Origin of the sequence: Sediminibacillus dalangtanensis, assembly GCF_017792025.1 — a bacterium.
GTDB lineage: Bacteria > Bacillota > Bacilli > Bacillales > Amphibacillaceae > Sediminibacillus > Sediminibacillus dalangtanensis.
Window position 1 is genome coordinate 1,778,557 of record NZ_CP046956.1, and the last position, 21,385, is coordinate 1,799,941.

Annotated in this window: 26 protein-coding genes; all 26 read left to right on the plus strand. The window is 42.3% G+C overall.

The window, feature by feature from the left end:
* The first annotated feature begins 299 nt into the window (after positions 1-299).
* The 26 genes from flgB to ERJ70_RS09075 all read left to right on the plus strand — a co-directional run bounded on the left by flgB (position 300) and on the right by ERJ70_RS09075 (position 21,384).
* Positions 300-698, plus strand: a complete 399-nt coding sequence (gene flgB, locus ERJ70_RS08950; RefSeq protein WP_209368715.1) for a flagellar basal body rod protein FlgB — start codon at positions 300-302, stop codon at positions 696-698.
* 3 nt (positions 699-701) lie between these two features.
* Positions 702-1,157 (plus strand): flagellar basal body rod protein FlgC, encoded by a 456-nt coding sequence (flgC, locus tag ERJ70_RS08955; RefSeq protein WP_209368717.1) that lies wholly within the window; start codon positions 702-704, stop codon positions 1,155-1,157.
* A gap of 99 nt (positions 1,158-1,256) precedes the next feature.
* Positions 1,257-1,499 (plus strand): flagellar hook-basal body complex protein FliE, encoded by a 243-nt coding sequence (gene fliE / locus ERJ70_RS08960; protein WP_374099813.1) that lies wholly within the window; start codon positions 1,257-1,259, stop codon positions 1,497-1,499.
* 85 nt (positions 1,500-1,584) lie between these two features.
* The gene (gene fliF / locus ERJ70_RS08965) at positions 1,585-3,192 is read left to right on the plus strand and encodes a flagellar basal-body MS-ring/collar protein FliF (protein WP_209368719.1); all 1,608 of its coding nucleotides are present in this window, start codon (positions 1,585-1,587) and stop codon (positions 3,190-3,192) included.
* Positions 3,193-3,204: 12 nt separating this feature from the next.
* Positions 3,205-4,215, plus strand: a complete 1,011-nt coding sequence (gene fliG, locus ERJ70_RS08970) for a flagellar motor switch protein FliG (protein WP_026570365.1) — start codon at positions 3,205-3,207, stop codon at positions 4,213-4,215.
* A complete protein-coding gene (gene fliH / locus ERJ70_RS08975; RefSeq protein WP_209368720.1) occupies positions 4,208-4,963 on the plus strand; it encodes a flagellar assembly protein FliH in 756 nt (251 codons plus the stop codon). The genes fliG and fliH overlap by 8 nt, the downstream gene beginning before the upstream one ends.
* Positions 4,953-6,272, plus strand: coding sequence for a flagellar protein export ATPase FliI (fliI, locus tag ERJ70_RS08980; RefSeq protein WP_209368722.1), 1,320 nt, complete (start codon positions 4,953-4,955; stop codon positions 6,270-6,272). The genes fliH and fliI overlap by 11 nt, the downstream gene beginning before the upstream one ends.
* Positions 6,272-6,721, plus strand: coding sequence for a flagellar export protein FliJ (gene fliJ, locus ERJ70_RS08985; protein ID WP_209368724.1), 450 nt, complete (start codon positions 6,272-6,274; stop codon positions 6,719-6,721). The genes fliI and fliJ overlap by 1 nt, the downstream gene beginning before the upstream one ends.
* 3 nt (positions 6,722-6,724) lie before the next feature.
* Positions 6,725-7,309: a MotE family protein gene (locus ERJ70_RS08990; protein ID WP_209368726.1), complete on the plus strand. Its 585-nt coding sequence runs from the start codon at positions 6,725-6,727 to the stop codon at positions 7,307-7,309.
* A gap of 20 nt (positions 7,310-7,329) precedes the next feature.
* Positions 7,330-8,736: a flagellar hook-length control protein FliK gene (locus ERJ70_RS08995; protein ID WP_209368728.1), complete on the plus strand. Its 1,407-nt coding sequence runs from the start codon at positions 7,330-7,332 to the stop codon at positions 8,734-8,736.
* The gene (gene flgD, locus ERJ70_RS09000) at positions 8,737-9,186 is read left to right on the plus strand and encodes a flagellar hook assembly protein FlgD (protein ID WP_309507411.1); all 450 of its coding nucleotides are present in this window, start codon (positions 8,737-8,739) and stop codon (positions 9,184-9,186) included. It abuts the gene before it with no gap.
* A 12-nt stretch (positions 9,187-9,198) separates the two neighbouring features.
* On the plus strand, positions 9,199-9,570 hold the full coding sequence (locus tag ERJ70_RS09005) for a TIGR02530 family flagellar biosynthesis protein (protein ID WP_209368729.1): 372 nt from the start codon (positions 9,199-9,201) through the stop codon (positions 9,568-9,570).
* Positions 9,571-9,660: 90 nt separating this feature from the next.
* Entirely contained in the window at positions 9,661-10,563 is a 903-nt protein-coding gene (gene flgG, locus ERJ70_RS09010; protein ID WP_209368730.1) for a flagellar basal body rod protein FlgG, read from the plus strand.
* Between the two features lie 43 nt (positions 10,564-10,606).
* Positions 10,607-10,828, plus strand: coding sequence for a flagellar FlbD family protein (locus ERJ70_RS09015; protein ID WP_209368731.1), 222 nt, complete (start codon positions 10,607-10,609; stop codon positions 10,826-10,828).
* Positions 10,818-11,240: a flagellar basal body-associated protein FliL gene (fliL, locus tag ERJ70_RS09020; protein WP_209368732.1), complete on the plus strand. Its 423-nt coding sequence runs from the start codon at positions 10,818-10,820 to the stop codon at positions 11,238-11,240. The genes ERJ70_RS09015 and fliL overlap by 11 nt, the downstream gene beginning before the upstream one ends.
* A gap of 32 nt (positions 11,241-11,272) precedes the next feature.
* The gene (gene fliM, locus ERJ70_RS09025; RefSeq protein ID WP_209368733.1) at positions 11,273-12,271 is read left to right on the plus strand and encodes a flagellar motor switch protein FliM; all 999 of its coding nucleotides are present in this window, start codon (positions 11,273-11,275) and stop codon (positions 12,269-12,271) included.
* Positions 12,261-13,451 (plus strand): flagellar motor switch phosphatase FliY, encoded by a 1,191-nt coding sequence (fliY, locus tag ERJ70_RS09030; protein ID WP_209368734.1) that lies wholly within the window; start codon positions 12,261-12,263, stop codon positions 13,449-13,451. The genes fliM and fliY overlap by 11 nt, the downstream gene beginning before the upstream one ends.
* 21 nt (positions 13,452-13,472) lie before the next feature.
* A complete protein-coding gene (locus ERJ70_RS09035; protein ID WP_026570354.1) occupies positions 13,473-13,835 on the plus strand; it encodes a response regulator in 363 nt (120 codons plus the stop codon).
* Between the two features lie 16 nt (positions 13,836-13,851).
* A complete protein-coding gene (gene fliO, locus ERJ70_RS09040) occupies positions 13,852-14,529 on the plus strand; it encodes a flagellar biosynthetic protein FliO (protein ID WP_209368735.1) in 678 nt (225 codons plus the stop codon).
* Complete coding sequence (gene fliP / locus ERJ70_RS09045; RefSeq protein WP_209368737.1) at positions 14,522-15,187, plus strand: flagellar type III secretion system pore protein FliP; 666 nt, start codon at positions 14,522-14,524, stop codon at positions 15,185-15,187. Before fliO ends, fliP begins: the two co-directional genes overlap by 8 nt.
* A 21-nt stretch (positions 15,188-15,208) precedes the next feature.
* The gene (fliQ, locus tag ERJ70_RS09050) at positions 15,209-15,478 is read left to right on the plus strand and encodes a flagellar biosynthesis protein FliQ (protein ID WP_026570352.1); all 270 of its coding nucleotides are present in this window, start codon (positions 15,209-15,211) and stop codon (positions 15,476-15,478) included.
* A 5-nt stretch (positions 15,479-15,483) separates the two neighbouring features.
* A complete protein-coding gene (fliR, locus tag ERJ70_RS09055; RefSeq protein ID WP_209368739.1) occupies positions 15,484-16,263 on the plus strand; it encodes a flagellar biosynthetic protein FliR in 780 nt (259 codons plus the stop codon).
* 1 nt (position 16,264) lies between these two features.
* Positions 16,265-17,353 carry a flagellar biosynthesis protein FlhB gene (gene flhB, locus ERJ70_RS09060; RefSeq protein WP_209369250.1) on the plus strand — a complete coding sequence of 363 codons (1,089 nt, stop codon included), beginning with the start codon at positions 16,265-16,267 and terminating at the stop codon, positions 17,351-17,353.
* A gap of 17 nt (positions 17,354-17,370) precedes the next feature.
* The gene (flhA, locus tag ERJ70_RS09065) at positions 17,371-19,404 is read left to right on the plus strand and encodes a flagellar biosynthesis protein FlhA (RefSeq protein WP_209368741.1); all 2,034 of its coding nucleotides are present in this window, start codon (positions 17,371-17,373) and stop codon (positions 19,402-19,404) included.
* On the plus strand, positions 19,401-20,528 hold the full coding sequence (flhF, locus tag ERJ70_RS09070; protein WP_209368743.1) for a flagellar biosynthesis GTPase FlhF: 1,128 nt from the start codon (positions 19,401-19,403) through the stop codon (positions 20,526-20,528). The genes flhA and flhF overlap by 4 nt, the downstream gene beginning before the upstream one ends.
* Entirely contained in the window at positions 20,521-21,384 is an 864-nt protein-coding gene (locus ERJ70_RS09075) for a MinD/ParA family protein (protein WP_209368745.1), read from the plus strand. Before flhF ends, ERJ70_RS09075 begins: the two co-directional genes overlap by 8 nt.
* Position 21,385 lies beyond the last annotated feature (1 nt).

The window sequence follows — 21,385 nt, forward strand, 5'->3', positions numbered from 1 at the left end:
TTTTTGCCAACCAATATTTTCATTTGTCCAAGAGTATGTAATAATAAAAGCAAAGGAAAAAAGACATGGTTCGACACAAATGCTAATGAGGAAAATGGGTTTTATAGGATGGGAATTGAGACTAAAGTAATGGGGGCGGGTGATTTTTTACAGACCTAAAGTAAGATTATCAGTAAATTGCATAGACATAAAATTAGAATTAAATTACAATATTCGATATTGATAGCCAATTTTTGACGGTTTATGAGAAAAATAAAACATTACGTTTAAAACCAAATTGAATATAGGGGGAAGAGAAAGTGTCTTTCTTTGGGAATACAATTAGCAATTTAGAGAAATCATTGGATTATGCCTCTTTAAAGAACCAAACCATTTCAAACAATATTGCTAACGCAGACACACCGGGTTATAAAGCGCAACAAGTCGCATTTAAAGATGTTTTGAACAGTGAAATGAACAACGGCTTCCAGACAAAACGCACTGATGCCAGACATATTGACTTCGGTTCCGACACTGCACAGCAATCCTTCCGTATCGTTTCCAATACAAATACTACATACAACCATAACGGAAACAACGTTGACATTGACAAGGAAATGACTGAGCTGGCTAAAAACCAAATCTATTATCAAGGATTGGTAGATCGATTGAATGGGAAGTTTTCAAGCCTGCAGACAGTAATAAAAGGAGGAAGATAATAAATGAGCATTTTCAATGCACTGAATACTAGCGCAAGTGCACTTACAGCTCAGAGATTGAGAATGGACACTGTTTCCTCCAATATTGCCAATGCGGATACGACCCGGGCGACTATGAACGAAAATGGTGAATATGAACCATATCGAAGGAAACTGGTCTCACTGGAAGCAAAAACACCCGACTTTCAATCTTTTCTGCAGAAAGCATCTGGAAAATCTTCGAGCCCCGGGCAAGGCGTCAGGGTGAGTGAAATATCAGAAGATCAAGAACCATTCAAACTTGTTTATAATCCCAATCATCCGGATGCGGATCAAAATGGTTATGTACAACTACCGAATGTCGATCCGCTTGAAGAAATGGTTGATTTGATGAGTGCCACAAGGTCATACGAAGCGAACGTTACTTCTGTAAATGCGACAAAGAGCATGCTGCTTAAAGCACTGGAAATAGGAAAATAATGAAGTGTCAGAAATGGGGGATACCTTTTGGTTACAATCAATAACATCGGAAATTTACAGTCACCGTCGGCTGTTTCTTTACAGCAGGATGGCGGGAAGCTGTCCACTCCTGGAGAAGCACAGGGACAATTTGCTAATAGCTTAAAAAATGCAATCGATACGTTAAACAATTATCAGGTTGAATCAGACAAAAAGACGCAGGCATTGGCCAATGGAGAAATCGATGACTTACATGACGTCATGATTACAGCACAAAAAGCAAGCATTACACTGAACACCGCCGTCGAGATGCAACGTAAAGCCATTGATGCTTACAATGAAGTAATGAGGATGCAAGTGTAAATTACATAGGCAAATAGAGTATACCGTCCTTTTCCTTATTGACGGCTCCAGGTAAGGGAAAGTGCGTTTTTTTTGGGGGAAGAGAATGAAACAGAAAATTGACATCTATAAAGAAAAATTGACGAAATTCTGGAGTTCCAAGTCTTCCAGACAAAAAGGAGTCATGATCGGTTCTCTCCTGATGGTTCTTTTTTTGATTATTGGTGGAACATTACTTGCAAGTAAAAGCGATATGGTTCCCTTATATAATAATTTGTCTATACAGGAAGTAGGACAGATTAAAACAGAACTGGATGCTAAAGGAGTCCAGTATGAACTTCAGGATGCAGGTAAAACGATATTGGTTCCAGAACAGGACGCTGACACGCTGTTGGTCGATCTTGCTGCACAAGGATTGCCGAACAGTGGAAATGTTGATTATTCGTTTTTCAGTGACAATACATCTTGGGGAATGACAGACAATGAGTTTGATGTCATCCAACTAGATGCAATGCAGACGGAAATCGCCAATCTTATAAAAAGTATCGACGGTATTCAGGATGCCAACGTGATGATCAACAAACCAGAAGAGCCGTTATTTGTCAGCGAGCAGCCTCTCGAAGCTTCGGCATCAATCGTTTTGAATACACAGCCGGGATATCAGTTGGAACCGGGCCAGATTAAATCTTTATATCATTTAGTGTCCAAAACGGTGCCGAACCTCCCTACTGATAATATCGTCATCATGAATCAAAATTTTGAGTATTTTGACTTAAATGATACAGCGACTGCCGGAAATACGGACACATATACGTATCAACAGAATGTAAAGCAAGACATTGAACGGGATATTCAACGACGGGTGCAACAAATGATTGGCATGATGGTCGGAAACAATAAGGTAATTGCTTCCGTTACTGCCGATATTGATTTCACCCAGGAAAACAGGGTCGAAGAATTGGTTACGCCCGTAGATGAGGATAATATGGAAGGCTTACCGGTAAGCGTAGAGACCATCAAAGAAACTTATACAGGAGGCGCTCCGGAAGGCGGTGTCGCGGGCACAGGGGAAGAGGAAGTAACCAATTATCCAGCCGGTGAGGAAGGGCAGGATGGCGATTACGAAATGGTCAAAGAATCGATAAACAATGAGTTTAATCGAATTAAGAAAGAAATCGTCGAAAGTCCTTATAAAATTAGAGACCTTGGAATACAAGTGGCAGTGGATAATACAAAATCTGTCGACAATGAAACAGGGGAAGTTCAATATTTGTCGGCTGCTGAAGAAGCAACGGTGGAAGACGGCATTTCATCAATCCTTGATTCAATCATTACCACTTCGATCGACAAGGAGTATGGCGAAGTGAACCCGGAAGAAAAAGTGTCGATTGTCTTACAGGAATTCAACGGCAGTAAGGGTTCTTCCGCTCAGCCGCAAGCTACCATTCCTACTTGGATGTATATCGCCGGCGGGGTTTTGATCGCTATCATACTGGCATTGATTTGGATGCTTTGGAGAAGAAGAAGCACGGAAGAAGAGGAAGAGTACGAATATACTGAAGAATCTTACGTCCCTGACCCAGTCACTATCCCGGATATTGAAGAAAGTCCGGAAACGGAAGCAGGGGTTCGTACCAAGCAACTAGAAAAACTTGCAAAAGATAAACCGGAAGAATTTGCGAAACTGCTTCGCAGTTGGATTGCGGAAGATTAGGGGGCAACCTTTATGGCAAGATACAAGGAATTAACAGGAAAGCAAAAGGCTGCAATATTACTGATTTCTCTCGGGCCCGATGTGTCTGCACAAGTATATAAACACTTGACTGAAGAGGAAATCGAAAAATTAACGTTGGAGATTTCTTCAGTGAAGAAGGTTGAAGCAGAGCAGAAAGAGCAAATTCTCGATCAGTTTCACCAGATAGCATTGGCGCAAGACTATATTTCCCAAGGAGGGATAGGTTACGCTAAAACGGTTTTGGAAAAGGCGTTGGGTCAGTCGGAAGCAGATAGTATCATTAATCGGCTGACGTCTTCCTTGCAGGTAAAACCCTTTGATTTTGCCCGTAAAGCAGAACCGTCACAAGTGCTTAACTTTATCCAAAACGAGCATCCGCAAACAATTGCACTTGTCCTATCGTATTTGGATCCGGAACAGGCGAGCCAAATTCTGTCTGAACTTCCGCAGGAAATGCAGGCTGATATTGCAAAACGGATTGCGGTCATGGATTCTACCTCCCCAGAAATTATAACGGAAGTGGAACAGATTCTGGAGCGGAAGTTATCAGCGACTGTCACGCAGGATTATACGCAAACGGGCGGGATTCAGGCAGTTGTGGAAGTGCTGAACGGTGTGGACCGGAGCACCGAGCGGACCATTCTGGATGCTTTGGAAATTCAGGACCCTGAACTCGCAGAGGAAATCAAGAAGCGCATGTTCGTATTTGAAGATATTGTCACATTGGATAACCGTGCCATACAGCGTGTGATCAGAGAAGTAGAGAATGATGATTTACGCTTGTCCTTGAAGGTTGCTAGTGAAGAAGTCAAAAATATCGTGTTCAATAATATGTCGACACGAATGGCCGATACTTTTAAAGAAGAAATGGAATTTATGGGGCCAGTTAGACTGCGCGATGTAGAAGAGTCTCAATCACGAATTGTTTCGGTAATTCGCCGGTTGGAAGAACTAGGTGAAATTGTTATAGCCCGTGGTGGAGGAGATGATGTGATTGTCTGACAGCCATCCGATTCATTCTGACACCGGGAGAAAGGTAATTGGGATCAAACCAGTTACTGTACGAGAGAAAGACGAGTATCATAAATCAGAAATAGAGCTTGATCAAACGGTATTAAAATTGAAACAGGCACAAGAAGACTTGGAAAAAGCAAGAAATGAAGCAGGATTCTTAACAAAAGAAGCAGAGCGTCAGATAGCAATTGAAAGAAGCGAGTGGGAATCCGAAAAAAAGCGATTATATGAGGAAGTAAAACAGTCGGCCTATGAGACGGGTTTTGAGACAGGGCGCTCAGATGCTCAAAAGCAATATGAGGAATTTGTTGACAAAGCACGTGAGCTCGCGGACCTTGCACAACAAGATTACCAGACCATCCTCGATAAAAGTGAAGATGCCATTTTGACCTTGAGCATAAAGGCTGCATCCAAAATTATTCACAAGGAACTGGAAACCACGGATGCTTTTCTGGAAATTGTAAAAAATGTACTGAAGGAAGCCAAGCAACAGGAAAACATTGCGGTTTACATTCACCCGGATGATTATCAGCTCGTGATCAGCCAGCAGGACGAGTTACGAAATATAGTGGTTGGGGAAGCACATCTCCAGTTTTATCCTGATATAGAGTTAACAAGAGGAAGCTGTATCGTAGAAACGTCATTCGGCAGAATTGACGCAAGTGTGGATACACGGCTGATTGAACTGAGAGAAAAACTATTTGAAGCGTTAAGGGAGAACTCAGATGAAGATTGATAAATACCTTGATGTAATTGACCGCTTCGATAATTACAAGCGCTATGGGAAAATTCACCGTGTGGTTGGTCTAATGATTGAATCTCAGGGACCAGAAGCAAGCATTGGAGATGTTTGTTACATTCATGCCAGCACAAACCATGATGAAACCATTTTGGCGGAGGTTGTCGGTTTCCATAATGAGAAAGTTTTACTTATGCCTTATTCGCAGCTGAAAAACATCGGACCTGGTTGCATGGTCGAAGCAACTGGTCAGCCTTTATCGATAAAAGTGGGAAGAGGCCTGATTGGCAAGGTAGTCGATTCGTTGGGAAATCCATTGGATAACTCACAAATGCCGAGGGGACTGGCATCTTATCCTTCTGAGCAGTCACCGCCGAATCCTATGTTGCGCCCACCGATTGATGAGTCCATCCAAGTAGGGGTGAAGGCAATCGATACCATGCTTTCTGTTGGAAAAGGGCAAAGGGTAGGTATATTTGCTGGAAGTGGAGTTGGAAAAAGCACACTCCTTGGAATGATCGCCAGAAATAGCGGGGCAGATATTAATGTGATTGCACTGATTGGCGAGCGTGGAAGAGAAGTCCGTGAATTTATTGAAAAAGATCTAGGTGATGAAGGTCTCCATAAGTCCATCGTCGTGGTTGCCACTTCTGATCAACCAGCATTGATGAGGATAAAAGGAGCGTACACTGCTACCGCCATCAGCGAATATTTTCGTGATCAAGGATATAATGTCAACCTGATGATGGACTCTGTAACTAGAGTGGCCATGGCTCAACGAGAAGTTGGACTTGCGACAGGAGAGCCGCCGACGACAAAAGGATATACACCTTCTGTGTTTGCAATATTGCCAAAATTGCTAGAAAGAGCAGGCACAAGTGAAGCTGGTACTATTACGGCGTTTTATACAGTGCTGGTGGATGGCGATGACATGAATGAGCCAATTGCCGATACGGTCAGAGGTATATTGGACGGCCATTTTATTCTGGACCGTAAACTTGCCGAACAAGGACGATTTCCGGCAATAAATGTACTAAAATCAGTCAGCAGGGTCATGCCGCAAATAATTTCTCCAGAACAACAACAAGTTGCCGGAAAAATCAGGTCCTTGCTCGCTACCTATGAAGAAAATCACGAATTGATCCAGATAGGCGCATATAAACGTGGAACGAACAGGGAGATAGATGAAGCAATTCAGTTTCAGCCGAAACTGGTACATTTCTTGAAACAGGGAACGGATGAAAAGTTCTCTAGTAAAGAAGCATTGCTGCAAGCTTCTAATCTAGTAGCGGGTGGTAAGGGATAATGGCAGATTCGAAAACATTGGAAAAATTGTTGGATTTAAGAGATAGAGACAAACAAACTGCTCAAAAAGACTACAAGTTATCGGTCGAACGTTTTGAAGATGTTGCTTCGGAAATGTACAACCTGTTAAAGAAAAAAGAAGATGCGGAAGCTGCATATCAACGGGAAATCGGCGAAGCCCCGGCATTTGTAGGGAGTTTAACTTCACATTCCGAATATATCGCTAAATTGAAGACGAATATCGCCAGCTTGCAAACAGCAGTTGGCAATGCACGCAAAGATATGGAAATGAAACAGGATAAACTTACTGCTGCTTATGTCGAAACAAAGAAATTCGAACGGATGATCGAACGAAAAAGAGAAAAACAGCAGGCAGTCGTAAAAGCAGAAGAGTCTAAGCAGATGGATGAGATATCCACTATGCAGTTTAACAAAAACAGGGATTGGTGAGTTATGGCTAACAAATCCGAGTATGAAAAAAAGAAACCAGGAATCCTTCAATGGATATTATTTATTTTAATACCTTTGATTTTGGCAGCCACGATCGCTTTGATTATCATGGTTGCTGCCGGTATTGATGTGGGGGGATTTGCTAAAAAGTATGCAAATCAGGTGCCGGGCGTCTCTTCATTGGTTTCTGAAGAAGAAAAAGAAAGCGGAGATGTAGAGCAAAAGCGTTTAACTGCTGCAATCGACAGCAGGGATGAACAAATCGAGCAATTGGAATCGGAATTGGAAGCCAAAGAAGCTGACATAAAGGATTTGAACGAACAAATCAATACACTCAATCAACAGTTGAAAGCGCAGGAAGAAGAAGTGGAGGACACTGCTTCCAATGCTATCAACGATATTTCAACCTCTTTTCAAAACATGGAGGCAGAAAGAGCAGCAGGAATATTGGCTAACTTAGAGGATGATACAGCGTTGGCAGTCATGGAGCAAATGTCCAAAAAGACTCTGGGAGAGATTCTTGGTGAAATGGATGCAGATGAAGCGGCCAGACTGACAAACGCATACGCAGCTGAGGAAACGCAGTAACACTGAAAGGAGGTGAAAAAGTGAATAGTATTGGATTATTTAACGTCCAGCCGAGTATGTCTTTGACTCCGTTATCTTCGCCAGAAGAGGAGAGTGGCTTGACAGGGCTGACCACTGCCTTTAAAGATTTAATGATGCAAAGTTCGTCAGCAAGTGATGAGAAAAAAAGCGACACTCAAGGCAGTGTGCTTGCCGGCCTTCTTTCTACTTTGAAATCGCTGGGCATTGAGTTACCAGATGAAGATTTAAAAAAACTGGATGCTTTATCACCACAAGTACAAGAAGTGATTTCTGAAATGCTCCAGAATGAAACAACGATAGAACAGCTTGGCGAAGATAACCCGGAACTGGAACCAACCGAGTTGATCGCCGTTTTGATACAAAGCGTTAAAAATGAAGTTGAGAAAGGGAATCCAACAGATGTCCCAACCGTTTCAGGTAAAACAACCGTTGCTTTTCCAACAACTTCTGATCAAGCGGTTGCCATGCTCCAAAATCAACAGGCTGTCTTGATTCAACCCGTTACGAACAAGGTGGATCATGAAAGCAAACAATCTTTTCAATTGATTTGGGAACAAGCAAAAGTGATACTCGGGAAAATCGAAGCAGGCAATCCTACTAAAGAGCAGGAAGCATCCTTGAAGCAATTATTGCAACAATGGATAAACCAAGAAAAAGCGGCAGGAAAAACGAACATGACGGTTGGAGCTAACAATGAAACCAGTTTTAAAGGGGAAACAAAACTGCAAAATATTTGGCAACAGCTTGTAACGACCTTTCGCAGCCGTGACAACCTTTCTGCCCAAAACCGTTATACAGGTAATTCTTCTGTAACCTCTGCTGACATTGGCAAATGGATTAAACAGGCGTTAGCAAGGCAGTCAGATGAAGGCCCATCAAATCAAGCAGTTGCCTCGCAGCAACATATGAACAGCATGCCGATTTCGAAAGTTGAGCAATATGTAGTGCATCTCAATCAAACCGGAAGTCAGGAAGCTAACCAGAAACAACTGACAGAAACGTTGCAGAAAGCAATTCACGAAAGCAATTTTTTAAAAAGCAATGGAACCAAAGAGCTTTCGATTAAACTGCGTCCAGCCCAACTGGGGGATGTAATGGTGAAAATGACCCAGCTGAATGGCGAAATGACCGTTAAAATAACGGTGACGAGCCAGGCTGCCAAGGACATGCTTGAAGGAAATCTCCATCAGCTTAAGCATATGTTCTCCCCGCAGCAAGTAGTTGTCGAGAAGCAGGATGCACAATTATTGCAACAAGATAATCGGAACAACGGACAACAAAACAGCGGCAATAGGGATCAGTCTGAACAAGAAAGCGGCTACCAGCAGGATGAATCTGGAGAGTCTTCTGAAGAAGACGCAAAAGGTAAAAGCTTCTCTGAATTGCTGATGAATGAGAAAGTGTAGGTGATAGAAGTGACAAAAGTAGATAACTCCTATTATTTGAGTCAGCAACCTCGTGGTACAACAGGTTCGAACTTAGGTAAAGACGAATTTTTAAAAATACTGATGGCCCAGCTGCAAAACCAGGATCCGCTGAATCCTATGGAAGATAAAGAATTTGTATCCCAGATGGCCAGCTTTTCCTCCTTGGAACAAATGACGAATATGTCTGCTTCCATGGATCGGTTAGTCGATTCACAAACCATTTCACCGGTACTTCAATACAGCCATTTAATCGGCAAAGAAGTTTCTTATAACCGATATGATAAAGAGACAGGTCAAGTAATCGAAACACCGACGAGTGATGTGACGGCAGTCAGCCAGTCAGAAGGAAAAGCCATATTGGAATTGAGCAATGGTGAAAAGGTATATGCGGATGCGATTTTAAAGGTGAGCAGCCCATCATCTGACTAGAGGATGATAAACATGGAGCACCGGATACAATCTTTACAGCACCCAATATCTTTAATACCCCAATCTTCAAAAACCAAAACATCTAAACAGCTGACAAATTTCAAAGATGCTTTATTAGATGTACAAGGTTTAAAGGTAAGTAAACATGCAAAACAACGGATGAACGAACGGAATATAGCGATTGACCAGGAGCAATGGCAGAAAATAACGGCAAAAGTAGGAGAAGCGAAACAAAAGGGAATAACGGATTCTTTGGTATTGACAGACAATGCAGCTTTGTTGGTAAGTACGAAAAATAATACCGTCGTGACAGCCATGGATCGCTCGGAAGCCGGGAGCAGAATATTCACCAACATCAACGGAACCATTGTTATGGATGATTAGGCTGGACCCGAATGGGAGGCCGAAATTTGCTGAGTGAATGAAGCAAATTCTTATGAATGAAAAAATAATCTAAAAAGGATGTTGTGCAAAATGTTACGTTCAATGTATTCAGGTATATCAGGTATGAACGGTTTTCAAACAAAATTAGACGTTATCGGAAATAATATTGCCAACGTAAACACTTCCGGTTATAAAAAAGGCCGGGTTACGTTTCAAGATATGATGAGCCAGTCCTTGTCTGGTGCAGAAGGGCCGGTCATGCAAGGTGGGAATGCTATCCGCGGTGGCGTGAATCCTTCGCAAGTCGGCTTGGGGTCTCAGGTTGGTTCAATTGACAATATACATACCGTGGGGAATCGCCAGACTACCAATCGAGCACTAGACCTGGCTTTGGAAGGGGACGGCATGTTCGTTTTAGGAGAAGATGCTAATTCGGATGGGAACTTTGACTTAAGCGGAAACGAAGTGTCCTTTACAAGAGCTGGAAATTTCTACTTGGATGACGATGGTTACATTGTCAATCCGGATGGAAAGTATCTGCTTGGCGCAGTTGATTCTGGAGAAGATGGAGCGGAACCGGCGTTAGGTAGAATACAGATTCCTGAGGATGCCGAAAGCTTCAGCATCCAGGGTACCGGGGAAGTGACTTATGTGGACCCGGAGGATGGGGCTACCATCGCTGGTACAATCAGGCTTGCTAAATTTTCAAATCCTGGCGGTCTGCAAAAGCTGGGCTCCAACACTTACCAGCTAACTGCCAACGCAGGTGTTTACACTGACGATGATAATAACTTTAACAGTATCGATGATTTGGTCATTCCTGGACAAGACGGTGGGGCGTCTGTTGTGTCTGGTGCATTGGAAATGTCCAATGTCGACTTGGCAGAAGAGTTTACCGAGATGATTACAGCACAAAGAGGTTTCCAGGCAAACACGAGAATCATCACGACGTCTGATGAGATTCTTCAGGAACTAGTCAACCTGAAACGTTAACCAAAAGGGGGAACGGGGGCGTTGAACCGCCCCCTTCAAATAAATGATTAAGCTCACTCGATTAAATGGTGATACATTCAGTTTAAATGCGGTTTATGTTGAACAGATACAATCTTTTCCTGATACGACCATAAGCCTTGTTACAGGAAAAAAATTAGTTGTAAGAGAAACGGAGAATGAAGTGAATATGTTGATTCAAAAGTATTATCAAACCATTGGTTTGCAGGGCTGTGTCAAAGAAGCCGGTGATGTTCATGGGCAGTAAAATGCTTAAAGTATTGATCATTACCCTGCTTGTTCTGGTCATTGGTGGTGCGGCTGGTATGGTTTATGTTTTGAATGCCGATGGAGAAGAAAAGGACTCGGATGAACAATCGTTGGATGAAATCGTTGAAAATTCTGTCCAAACAGAAGAAATGAGTACCGATTTAGAGGACGGCAGCTTTGTCCGCATCCAATTCCAAATCGTCGCAGACAGCGAAAAAGCGAAGGAAGAAGTAGAAAAACGCCAGTTTCAAGTACAAAATATCCTGATCAAAGAGTTGGCGAAGATGGATCGGGATGCATTTAAGACGGGCTTATCCGATTTGGAAGCATTGATGAAAGATAAATTGAACGAAGTAATGCAAGAGGGAAATATCGTCGATGTTTACACCATTAAAAAAGTTTTACAATAAGTTAGAAAGTCTCCTGATAGGAGGTGGCGGATATGGCACAGGAAGTACTTTCCCAAAATGAAATAGATGACCTTCTATCTGCTCTGTCATCAGGAGAGATGGATGCGAGCACCTTAAAGCAAGAAGAACAAGAAAAAAAAGTAAGAGTATATGATTTTAAAAGAGCATTGCGCTTTTCAAAGGATCAAATTAGAAGTCTTTCAAGGATTCACGAGAATTTCGCCAGGCTGTTGACCACTTATTTTTCTGCTCAGTTGCGGACTTACGTCCAAATCTCGGTGGCCTCAGTCGACCAGATACCTTACGAAGAATTCATTCGTTCGATTCCGAAAATGACGATTTTAAACATATACAGTATGGCCCCTTTGCAAGGAAGAATCATCTTTGAATTCAACCCGAATATCGCTTATGCCATGCTGGATCGTTTATTGGGCGGGAAGGGTAACAGCGTAAATAAAGTAGAAAACTTGACTGAAATTGAAACCACATTAATGTCCCAATTATTTGAGAAAGCTTTGGAAAATTTGCAGGAGGCGTGGAGTTCGGTTATTGACATCGACCCTATGTTTGAAGAATTTGAAGTAAATCCTCAATTTCTTCAGCTTGTTTCACCCAATGAAACCGTGGTGGTTGTGTCATTGAACACAACCATTGGAGAAAGTAGCGGAATGATCAACATTTGTATTCCTCATGTTGTACTGGAGCCGATTATCTCCAAGCTGTCTGTCCATTATTGGATGCAGACGAATACAAAGGAAAGCGATCCACAAGAGTATGAGGATTTGGCCCATACAATCAGCCAGGCTGAAGTGGATGTCAAAGCAATATTGGGGGAATCGACCATCAATGTCAGTGATTTACTGAACTTGAAAAAAGACGATGTCATTCAGCTGGATCAGGCGATCGATAAGCCAATGACGCTTAAAGTAGATGAACATTCCAAGTTTTATGTACAGCCTGGTAAACAAAAAAATAAAATGGCTGTCCAAGTCTTAGAAGAAATACAAGGGGGGAACGACAATGATGAATGATGATATGCTGTCCCAGGAAGAGATCGATGCTCTTTTGCGGAGTACGGATGACGAGGAACCTGAGCAAGAAACAAAGGAGAGCACAGTTCAGAATCCCCCGGTTGATGATTATTTAAACTCAGTCGAGCAAGATGCTCTGGGAGAGATCGGTAATATATCTTTTGGCAGTTCTGCAACGACGCTTTCCACTTTGCTGAATCAGAAGGTGGAAATTACGACACCGACTATTTCTGTCATTCACAGAGAAAATCTACAGGACGAATTTCCGCAACCATATGTAGGAGTGGAAGTGGAGTACACAGAAGGCTTTTCAGGAGTCAACTTGTTTGTCATACAATCGAGGGATGCAGCGATCATAGCTGATTTGATGTTGGGTGGAGATGGACAGGCGCCGTCCGAGGAATTGAACGATATTCATTTGAGTGCAGTACAAGAAGCAATGAATCAAATGATGGGGACGGCAGCTACCAGTATGTCGACCGTCTTTACAAAACGAGTCGATATTTCACCGCCTGCTATCAGCGTGCTGGATGTAGAAGCAGATCAAGGGACGAAACCGATTGACTCAGAAAATAACCTAGTAAAAGTTTCGTTTCAATTACAAATCGGTGATTTAATAGATTCGAATATAATGCAGCTGTTGCCAGTCAATTTTGCCAAAGATTTAGTGGATCAACTGTTGAATCCTCCGGAGGAAAACAAGCAGGCAACTGAACCAACTCAGCAGGAACAACATGTGGCCAAGCCGGAACATGTACAGCAACCAACTGCCGCAAAAGCCGGTTCAGAATACAATGGTGAACATGCCAGCAAAAACCAGCAACCAAACCATATCGGTGGCAAAGTACCCAGCAAAGCAACTGATGTCCAGCAAGCTGAATTTTCAAGTTTTGAACAGGTAGAATTACCTGCCAAGGAACAACGCAATCTAGAAATTCTGATGGACATTCCATTGAAAGTTACAGTGGAATTGGGCAGAACCAAACGATCTGTACAGGAAATTTTAGAGCTTTCATCGGGATCGATTATCGAGCTGGATAAACTTGCCGGGGAACCCGTTGATATTAACGTGAACGAAAAATTGATAGCAAAAGGCGAAGTTGTAGTCATCGATGAAAACTTTGGGGTTAGGGTTACAGATATCGTAAGCCCGAAAGATCGAATAAAAAAATTGAACTAGAATGCGAGAGGGGTAGTTTAAATGGGTAAGAGAGTATTGATAGTAGACGATGCAGCTTTCATGCGTATGATGATTAAAGATATTTTAAGTAAAAACGGCTTTGAGGTCGTAGGGGAAGCACCGGATGGCGCTCAAGCTGTCGAAAAATACAAGGAACTGACACCAGATCTTGTGACGATGGACATCACCATGCCCGAGATGGATGGTATTGCTGCTTTGAAGGAAATTAAACAAATTAATTCAGACGCAAAAGTTATTATGTGTTCCGCTATGGGACAGCAGGCAATGGTTATCGATGCGATCCAGGCTGGTGCAAAAGACTTTATTGTAAAGCCGTTTCAAGCGGACCGTGTAATTGAAGCAATTCAAAAAGTATTAGACTGAAAACAAGTGGTGAAAAATGTTGAAAAAATTTTGTATGCTGGCATTTGTCTTTCTTTCACTTTGGTTCATACCGGCAACGTTTCAGGCGGCTCCAAGTGTAAAGGACTGCGTGGGAACGCAAAGTGATGAATGCAAGTCAGATACTGGAACGACAAACGAAGATGATAGTGAAAGCGACGGGAACCAGGATGATCAGATTGAACCAGCAGACGAGTCTTCTTCCGGATTATTCTTTTATTTTATCCGCTTGTTACTAGCACTCGGATTGGTTTTGGCATTAATCTATTTTCTGCTGAAATTTTTAAATCGCAAAAATAAAATGTTTCAAAAAGTCAGGGCGTTGGAAAATGTTGGTGGGATCGCTCTAGGACCACAGAAATCGCTGCAAATCGTCCGTATTGGCGAGAAATTATTTGTTGTCGGCGTAGGAGACAACGTGGAAATGTTGTCCGAAATAACCGATGAAGCCACCAAGGAAGAACTGATGAAGACAGATGGCGGAGGAAGTGATTTCAACCCGGTCAACTTCCTTACTTCAGTCATGGGAACCGGAAAAAATACAGCAGACACTACCGAGGGAGATAAGCAACAGCATTTCTCTGCTTTATTCCAGTCAGAGCTAGATAAACTCAAACAGGGCAGAAAAAGATTGATTGAACGCCGACAGAATAAGGATGAAGATAGCAATGAATGAATTTATAGATGTGTTTTCCGGTTCAGATCCTGGCAGTATATCAACCTCTGTCCGATTGATCTTGCTGCTGACCGTTTTTTCATTGGCACCAAGTATTTTAATTTTGATGACGTGTTTCACCAGAGTCATTATTGTTCTGTCGTTTGTCAGAACTTCCCTTGCTACACAGCAGATGCCGCCCAATCAAGTGCTTATTGGACTGGCATTGTTTTTGACATTTTTCATCATGGCGCCTACTTTTCAGGAGATTAACGAGGAAGCTTTAACACCTTTGATGAATGAAGAGATCACGCTGGATGAAGCGTATGAAAATGCCAGTATGCCAATCAAAGAATTCATGGCCGGCCATACGCGACAAAAGGATTTGGCTTTGTTTATGAATTATGCCCAGATGGAACAGCCGGAAACTATTCAGGACATCCCGCTTACCACGCTAGTACCTGCATTTGCTATCAGTGAATTGAAAACCGCATTCCAAATGGGATTTATGATTTTCGTTCCTTTTCTTGTGATTGATATGGCAGTAGCAAGTGTTTTGATGTCCATGGGTATGATGATGCTTCCACCGGTAATGATTTCTTTGCCATTTAAAATTCTGCTATTCGTCTTGGTGGATGGCTGGTACTTAATCACCCATTCATTATTGAGCGGATTTTAACGATGGAAAGGAGAATGGTTTATGAGCGGTGATTTTGTCATCTCCCTGGCTCAGCAAGGGATATATACAATACTGATGGTGACCGGTCCATTGCTGCTTTTGGCGCTAGTGGTTGGGCTTTTGGTCAGTATCTTTCAAGCAACCACACAAATTCAAGAGCAAACACTGGCTTTTATCCCGAAAATAGTCGCGGTCCTTGTTGGACTTGTATTTTTCGGTCCCTGGATGTTGACAAGGATGGTTGAATTTGCAGCAAATATCTTCCAGAACTTGAACCAGTTTGTGGGTTGAAATAGATGTTGGATTTAATTAATTTATCCAGTGTTCCGGCTTTTTTATTGATACTAGTCCGCGTAACCTCTTTTTTTGTCACTGTTCCTATTTTTTCCTATAAAAATATTCCGACGCATTTCAAAATAGGGAGCAGTTTCTTTTTGGCTTGGATTATGTATTATACGATTACCATACCCGAGATAGCATTGGATGAAACCTTTATCTTATTAGTTTTTAAAGAAGCACTAGTCGGACTGCTTCTTGGATTGATAGCCTATTTGATTCTTGCGGCACTTCAAATTGCCGGAGGCTTTATCGATTTTCAAATGGGTTTTGCTATCGCGAATGTGATCGATCCTCAGACAGGCGCACAGAGTCCGTTGATCGGACAGTACTTTTATACGATTGCTTTATTGTTTCTGCTCGCGGTTAACGGGCATCATTTGTTGATAGACGGCATCTTTTATAGTTACCAAACGGTTCCGATAGATGCTTTCATTCCCTGGGGAAACGAAGCCATAACTGAACTTGTTACACAAACATTCAGCCGGATGTTTTTAATCGCTTTTCAAATGGCGATTCCGGTGGTGGGCTGTTTATTCCTAGTCGATGTTGCTCTTGGCATAATCGCCCGGACTGTTCCACAGCTAAATGTTTTTGTAGTGGGACTTCCATTGAAAATACTCGTCAGTTTTATTGTCCTTTTACCTTTTCTTGGTCTGTATGTAGGATTGGTGAAAAATTTATTTGAAACCATGCTTCAAACCATGCAAAGTCTGTTACAGCTATTCGGAGGTGCTTAAACTGGAATTAAAACTCGATTTGCAATTTTTTGCAGGGGAAAAAACAGAAAAAGCAACCCCGAAAAAGCGTCAGGATTCAAGAAAAAAAGGACAGGTTGCCAAGAGTCAGGATATAAATACGGCGCTTTTATTGTTTTTCGTCTTTCTTCTATTTATCGTTCTTGGCGGTTATTTGAAAAATATTATGCTGGCAATGTACCAGCACTCTTTCACGGAATATATCAACTGGGAGGTTACAGAAACGACCACCCATAAAGTTTTTTTGGAAACGACCATAGAAATGAGCAAAGCAATCGCACCTATTATGGGAATTGCCATCGTGGCTGGTCTTGCGTCCAATTTTATGCAAATAGGTTTCTTGTTCACAGGTGAGCCGCTAAAGCCGAAACTGAGTAAGATCAATCCACTCCAAGGGGCGAAAAAAATATTTTCGGCGCGGGCATTGGTAGAATTAGTCAAATCACTATTGAAAATCTTTTTTATCGGAGTAATCACTTTTGCTGTCATATGGATGCGTAAAGATGAGATGATGCAGCTTGCTGGTAAGGATGTGGACAGTTCGCTGGCGTTTTTTGGAAACACCACCATTACCATGGGAATAGCTGCTTCGATAGCACTCCTGGTGATTGCTGTAATTGATTATACGTACCAAAAATACGATTTTGAAAAAAGTATCCGAATGTCTAAAAATGACATCAAGGATGAACACAAAAATATTGAAGGTAACCCTTTGATCAAATCAAAAATAAAAGAAAAACAGCGGCAGATGGCCATGCGGAGAATGATGAGCGAGATACCACAAGCGGATGTAGTCATCACGAATCCGACCCACTATGCTGTCGCGATCAAATATGATGAAACAAAGGCGGATGCCCCTTATGTGGTGGCGAAAGGGGTAGACTACGTTGCTTTTCGGATCAGAGATATAGCTAAGGCAAACGAAGTAATGATGGTGGAAAATCGTCCTCTGGCACGTGGATTATACAAGGAAATCGAAATCGGCGACATTATCAGTGAAGAATTTTTTCAGTCAGTAGCTGAAGTGCTGGCTTACGTGTATAAAATGGGACACAATGCTTCAAGTAAGTGATTTAAGGAGAGAGTTACATGGCAATCAGAGATTTATCGGTTTTATTAGGCGTTATTTTAATTATTATTATGTTGGTCATCCCTTTGCCAGGATGGATATTAAGTATTTTCATTCTATGCAATATATCCTTAGCACTTATTGTCATACTAGTGTCCATGAATACAACAGAGGCATTGCAATTTTCGATCTTTCCGTCCCTGTTACTATTGATGACTCTTTTTCGACTTGGATTGAATGTTTCCACAACGCGTTCCATTCTTTCAAAAGCGGATGCAGGGGGAGTAGTTGAAACGTTCGGAACCTTCGTAATTGGTGATAATCCTTTAGTAGGTTTTGTGGTATTTGCCATTTTGGTAATTATCCAGTTTCTTGTTATCACAAAAGGAGCCGAACGGGTTTCCGAAGTTGCCGCCAGGTTTACGCTGGATGCAATGCCTGGTAAACAGATGAGTATCGATGCTGACTTGAATGCGGGCATGATATCGGAACAGCAGGCGAAGGAAAGGCGTGAAAAGATTGAGAACGAAGCTGATTTTTATGGTGCAATGGACGGTGCAAGTAAATTCGTAAAAGGGGATGCGATTGCCGGAATCATCATCGTCCTGATTAATATTATATTCGGTTTGATCATTGGCATGGTCCAGATGGATATGAGCTTTCAGGAAGCAATCAGTACCTATATGCAGTTGACAGTAGGGGATGGCCTGGTAAGTCAAATTCCGGCACTGTTGATTGCCACGGCTACTGGCATCGTGGTTACCCGTGTTGCTTCGGAGGGGAACCTTGGGACGGATGTCACCACCCAACTTTTCCGATATCCAAAACTGTTGTATATAGCGGCAGGCACCATTTTCTTTCTTGGTTTTACTCCAATAAACTTTTTGCTGACGACAATGATTTCCGGCATCCTTATTTTTGGAGCATATTGGCTCTCCAAGGAATTGGAGCAGCCAGATTTGCCCACAGTCGAAGAAGAAGAGGAAGCAGACACGGATCATATGAAGTCGCCAGAAAATGTGGTCCAGCTGCTAAGCATGGATCCGATCGAGTTTGAGTTTGGTTATGCGTTGATTCCGTTAGCGGATACAAGTCAGGGAGGAGACTTACTTGACAGGGTGGTAATGATCCGCAGGCAGTTGGCGATTGAATTGGGGGTCGTCATTCCGGTCGTCAGAATCCGGGATAACATCCAACTGAATCCTAATGAGTATCGTTTAAAGGTGAAAGGAAATGAAGTGGCCACAGGCGAATTATTGCTCGATCATTATTTAGCAATGAGCCCAGGTATCGATGACGATACTATAGAAGGCATTGATACACAGGAACCCGCCTTTGGACTCCCTGCAAAATGGATAAGCGAAGAATTGAAAGATGAAGCGGAATTGTCAGGTTACACGGTTGTCGATCCTCCTTCGGTTGTATCCACCCATATAACCGAGGTTATCAAGCAGCATGCTCATCTATTGCTCGGCAGACAAGAAACAAAACAGCTTATCGATCATTTGAAGGAAAGTTATCCGATTTTGGTTGAAGAGGTGACCCCAGAACCATTGTCTACAGGGGATATCCAAAAAGTTTTGGCCAAGCTGTTGCGTGAGAATGTTTCGATTAGAAATCTGCCGATCATTTTTGAAACACTTGCTGATTTTGGCAAGATGACCAGTGATACAGAGTTATTGGCTGAATATGCCAGGCAGTCACTTGCTTCCCAAATAACCAAACAGTATGTAGATGAGGGAGGAATGCTACGAGTGATAACCATTTCCAATGATGTTGAACAGGTGCTGGCGGAAAATGTGCAGCAAACAGAACATGGCAGCTATTTAGCGTTAGACCCGGAAACGCAGCAGGTAATAATACAATCCGTAACTGAGCAAGTAGAACAGGCATCGCTGCGGGAGGAAACTCCGATTATCTTATGTGCTCCTTCTATCAGAATGTATTTGAAGCAATTGCTCGATCGGTACTTTCCTCAGGTTATTGTACTTTCTTACAATGAACTGGAACCAAACCTTGAAATTCAAAGCATAGGGGTGGTGAACGTCGCATGAAGGTGAAAAAGTTTACAGCGCCTACCATGCCGGAAGTTATGCAGAAAGTCCGCAAAGAGCTGGGGGCCGATGCCGTAATCCTGCATTCAAAGGCAGTTCATACTGGTGGATTTTTAGGTTTGTTTAAAAAAAGAAATATAGAAGTGGTTGCCGCATTAGATAAAGAGCCGGAAAGAAAAAAACAAGCCGAACAGCAAGTAACAAAGCCGGTAGCCTCCGAAAAAGAAGTAAAATGGAAGGAATCGGATAGGTTCAAAGCAGATCAGGGTATGTTACAGGAATTGAGAGACTTGAAAAGCTTGATAGAATTAAACAGCAACACAGGCAATCTACCGCAATATCCTGCTGCATACCAGTTGTTTTATAAACACTTACTTTCACAAGATATGGAAGAGGAAACGGCTGAAAGATTGGTATCGAGTATGTATGAACACAATCCTGACGCTGGAAGAGATTCTTTTGTGGAACTTTTGACAGAAGAGTTGGCTGGCAGATTCCGGAAAGATGCATTTGAAGGGATATCCTATGAGAAAAAATTTGTCCATTTTGTAGGGCCTACCGGTGTCGGCAAAACCACTACCATTGCGAAAATCGCAGCAAATAGCGTATTGAAGGATAACAAAAGAGTGGCCTTTATTACAACAGACACCTATCGAATTGCGGCTATCGACCAGTTGAAAACGTACTCGAAGATATTGGATGTACCGATGGAAATAGCATACAACCTTGATGACTATCGCTCGGCAAGAGAAAAATTCAAAGATTTTGATTTGGTGTTGGTAGACACGGCGGGAAGGAACTTCAGGGATGAAAAATACGTAAAAGAACTAGCTGAAATCATTGATTTGAACCAGGATATCGATACGTATCTGGTTTTATCCCTCGCTGCTAAAAGCGCTGATTTGATGGAGATTTACCGGCAATTTGAAAAAGTTCCGATAAAGCAATTGGTTTTCACAAAGAAGGACGAAACAGCGAGCTATGGAGCGATGGCTGGCTTATCAATGGTATCCGGCAAAGGGATTGCCTATCTTACCACCGGTCAGGATGTTCCGGATGATATAGAATCAGTCGATGTTCAAAAACTTGCGAAGTTGATAGTTGGTGATTTTGCCGATGTATGACCAGGCTGCTAATTTACGTAGAAAAGTAGAGGCCACGAGGAATCCGAAACAGGCAAAAACGATAGCGGTTGTAAGCGGAAAAGGAGGGGTGGGTAAATCCAATTTCGCTTTGAACTTCTGTTTGTCCCTTTCGAAGAAACAAAAGAAAGTATTGTTGTTCGATCTGGATATCGGCATGGGAAATATTGATGTGTTATTAGGAAAAACCAGCAAGCTGTCCATCGTTGATATGTTTGAAGAACAACTGCCGATCCAGGATGTTATCGAGCAAGTATCTGATTCTTTCGCATACATTTCTGCTGGTTCAGGTCTTACGAATATTTTTGCGATGGACAATGAACAATTTGATTATTTTATCAATCAATACGAACTGCTGACTGGTTTATTTGATTTTATTATTTTCGATATGGGGGCAGGGATAACGGAAGGCAGTGCCAATTTTTTAATGGCCGTAGATGAAGCGATCGTTGTAACCACTCCAGAGCCCACTTCGCTAACCGATGCCTATGCAATGATCAAACACATTACCAGGGAAGACCTGAAATTACCACTGTTTTTACTGATCAACCGGATTCCCAATCAGCGCATCGGCAAACAAACAGCAGCCCGCCTACAACGTGTTGCTGGCCAATTTCTGGGAAAAGAACTAGCCATTCTCGGGATGCTGCCTGAAGATAAAGCGGTGGTACAGGCAGTCATCAGTCAGACACCTTTTATCGAAAAAAACCCAAAAACTGCTGCTGCCAAGGCTGTCAGAGAGATGACGGATATGTTTCTTGATGGTGATAGACCAGACTCCAGGAGAACGTCTTCTTCCTTTATCAAAAAGCTCACACATTTCATCAAAGAGAGGTAGT

What these genes read in the sequence shown, in the direction of transcription:
- fliF (WP_209368719.1), top strand. Translation starts at nt 1,585, where the DNA reads ATGAAACAGAAAATTGACATCTATAAAGAAAAATTGACGAAATTCTGG.
- fliM (WP_209368733.1), top strand. Translation starts at nt 11,273, where the DNA reads ATGGCACAGGAAGTACTTTCCCAAAATGAAATAGATGACCTTCTATCT.
- fliG (WP_026570365.1), top strand. Translation starts at nt 3,205, where the DNA reads ATGGCAAGATACAAGGAATTAACAGGAAAGCAAAAGGCTGCAATATTA.
- flhA (WP_209368741.1), top strand. Translation starts at nt 17,371, where the DNA reads ATGGCAATCAGAGATTTATCGGTTTTATTAGGCGTTATTTTAATTATT.
- fliO (WP_209368735.1), top strand. Translation starts at nt 13,852, where the DNA reads ATGTTGAAAAAATTTTGTATGCTGGCATTTGTCTTTCTTTCACTTTGG.
- fliY (WP_209368734.1), top strand. Translation starts at nt 12,261, where the DNA reads ATGATGAATGATGATATGCTGTCCCAGGAAGAGATCGATGCTCTTTTG.
- ERJ70_RS09075 (WP_209368745.1), top strand. Translation starts at nt 20,521, where the DNA reads ATGTATGACCAGGCTGCTAATTTACGTAGAAAAGTAGAGGCCACGAGG.
- fliL (WP_209368732.1), top strand. Translation starts at nt 10,818, where the DNA reads ATGGGCAGTAAAATGCTTAAAGTATTGATCATTACCCTGCTTGTTCTG.
- fliP (WP_209368737.1), top strand. Translation starts at nt 14,522, where the DNA reads ATGAATGAATTTATAGATGTGTTTTCCGGTTCAGATCCTGGCAGTATA.
- ERJ70_RS09015 (WP_209368731.1), top strand. Translation starts at nt 10,607, where the DNA reads ATGATTAAGCTCACTCGATTAAATGGTGATACATTCAGTTTAAATGCG.
- flgG (WP_209368730.1), top strand. Translation starts at nt 9,661, where the DNA reads ATGTTACGTTCAATGTATTCAGGTATATCAGGTATGAACGGTTTTCAA.
- ERJ70_RS09005 (WP_209368729.1), top strand. Translation starts at nt 9,199, where the DNA reads ATGGAGCACCGGATACAATCTTTACAGCACCCAATATCTTTAATACCC.
- flgC (WP_209368717.1), top strand. Translation starts at nt 702, where the DNA reads ATGAGCATTTTCAATGCACTGAATACTAGCGCAAGTGCACTTACAGCT.
- fliI (WP_209368722.1), top strand. Translation starts at nt 4,953, where the DNA reads ATGAAGATTGATAAATACCTTGATGTAATTGACCGCTTCGATAATTAC.
- ERJ70_RS09035 (WP_026570354.1), top strand. Translation starts at nt 13,473, where the DNA reads ATGGGTAAGAGAGTATTGATAGTAGACGATGCAGCTTTCATGCGTATG.
- fliQ (WP_026570352.1), top strand. Translation starts at nt 15,209, where the DNA reads ATGAGCGGTGATTTTGTCATCTCCCTGGCTCAGCAAGGGATATATACA.
- flhF (WP_209368743.1), top strand. Translation starts at nt 19,401, where the DNA reads ATGAAGGTGAAAAAGTTTACAGCGCCTACCATGCCGGAAGTTATGCAG.
- ERJ70_RS08990 (WP_209368726.1), top strand. Translation starts at nt 6,725, where the DNA reads ATGGCTAACAAATCCGAGTATGAAAAAAAGAAACCAGGAATCCTTCAA.
- fliJ (WP_209368724.1), top strand. Translation starts at nt 6,272, where the DNA reads ATGGCAGATTCGAAAACATTGGAAAAATTGTTGGATTTAAGAGATAGA.
- fliR (WP_209368739.1), top strand. Translation starts at nt 15,484, where the DNA reads ATGTTGGATTTAATTAATTTATCCAGTGTTCCGGCTTTTTTATTGATA.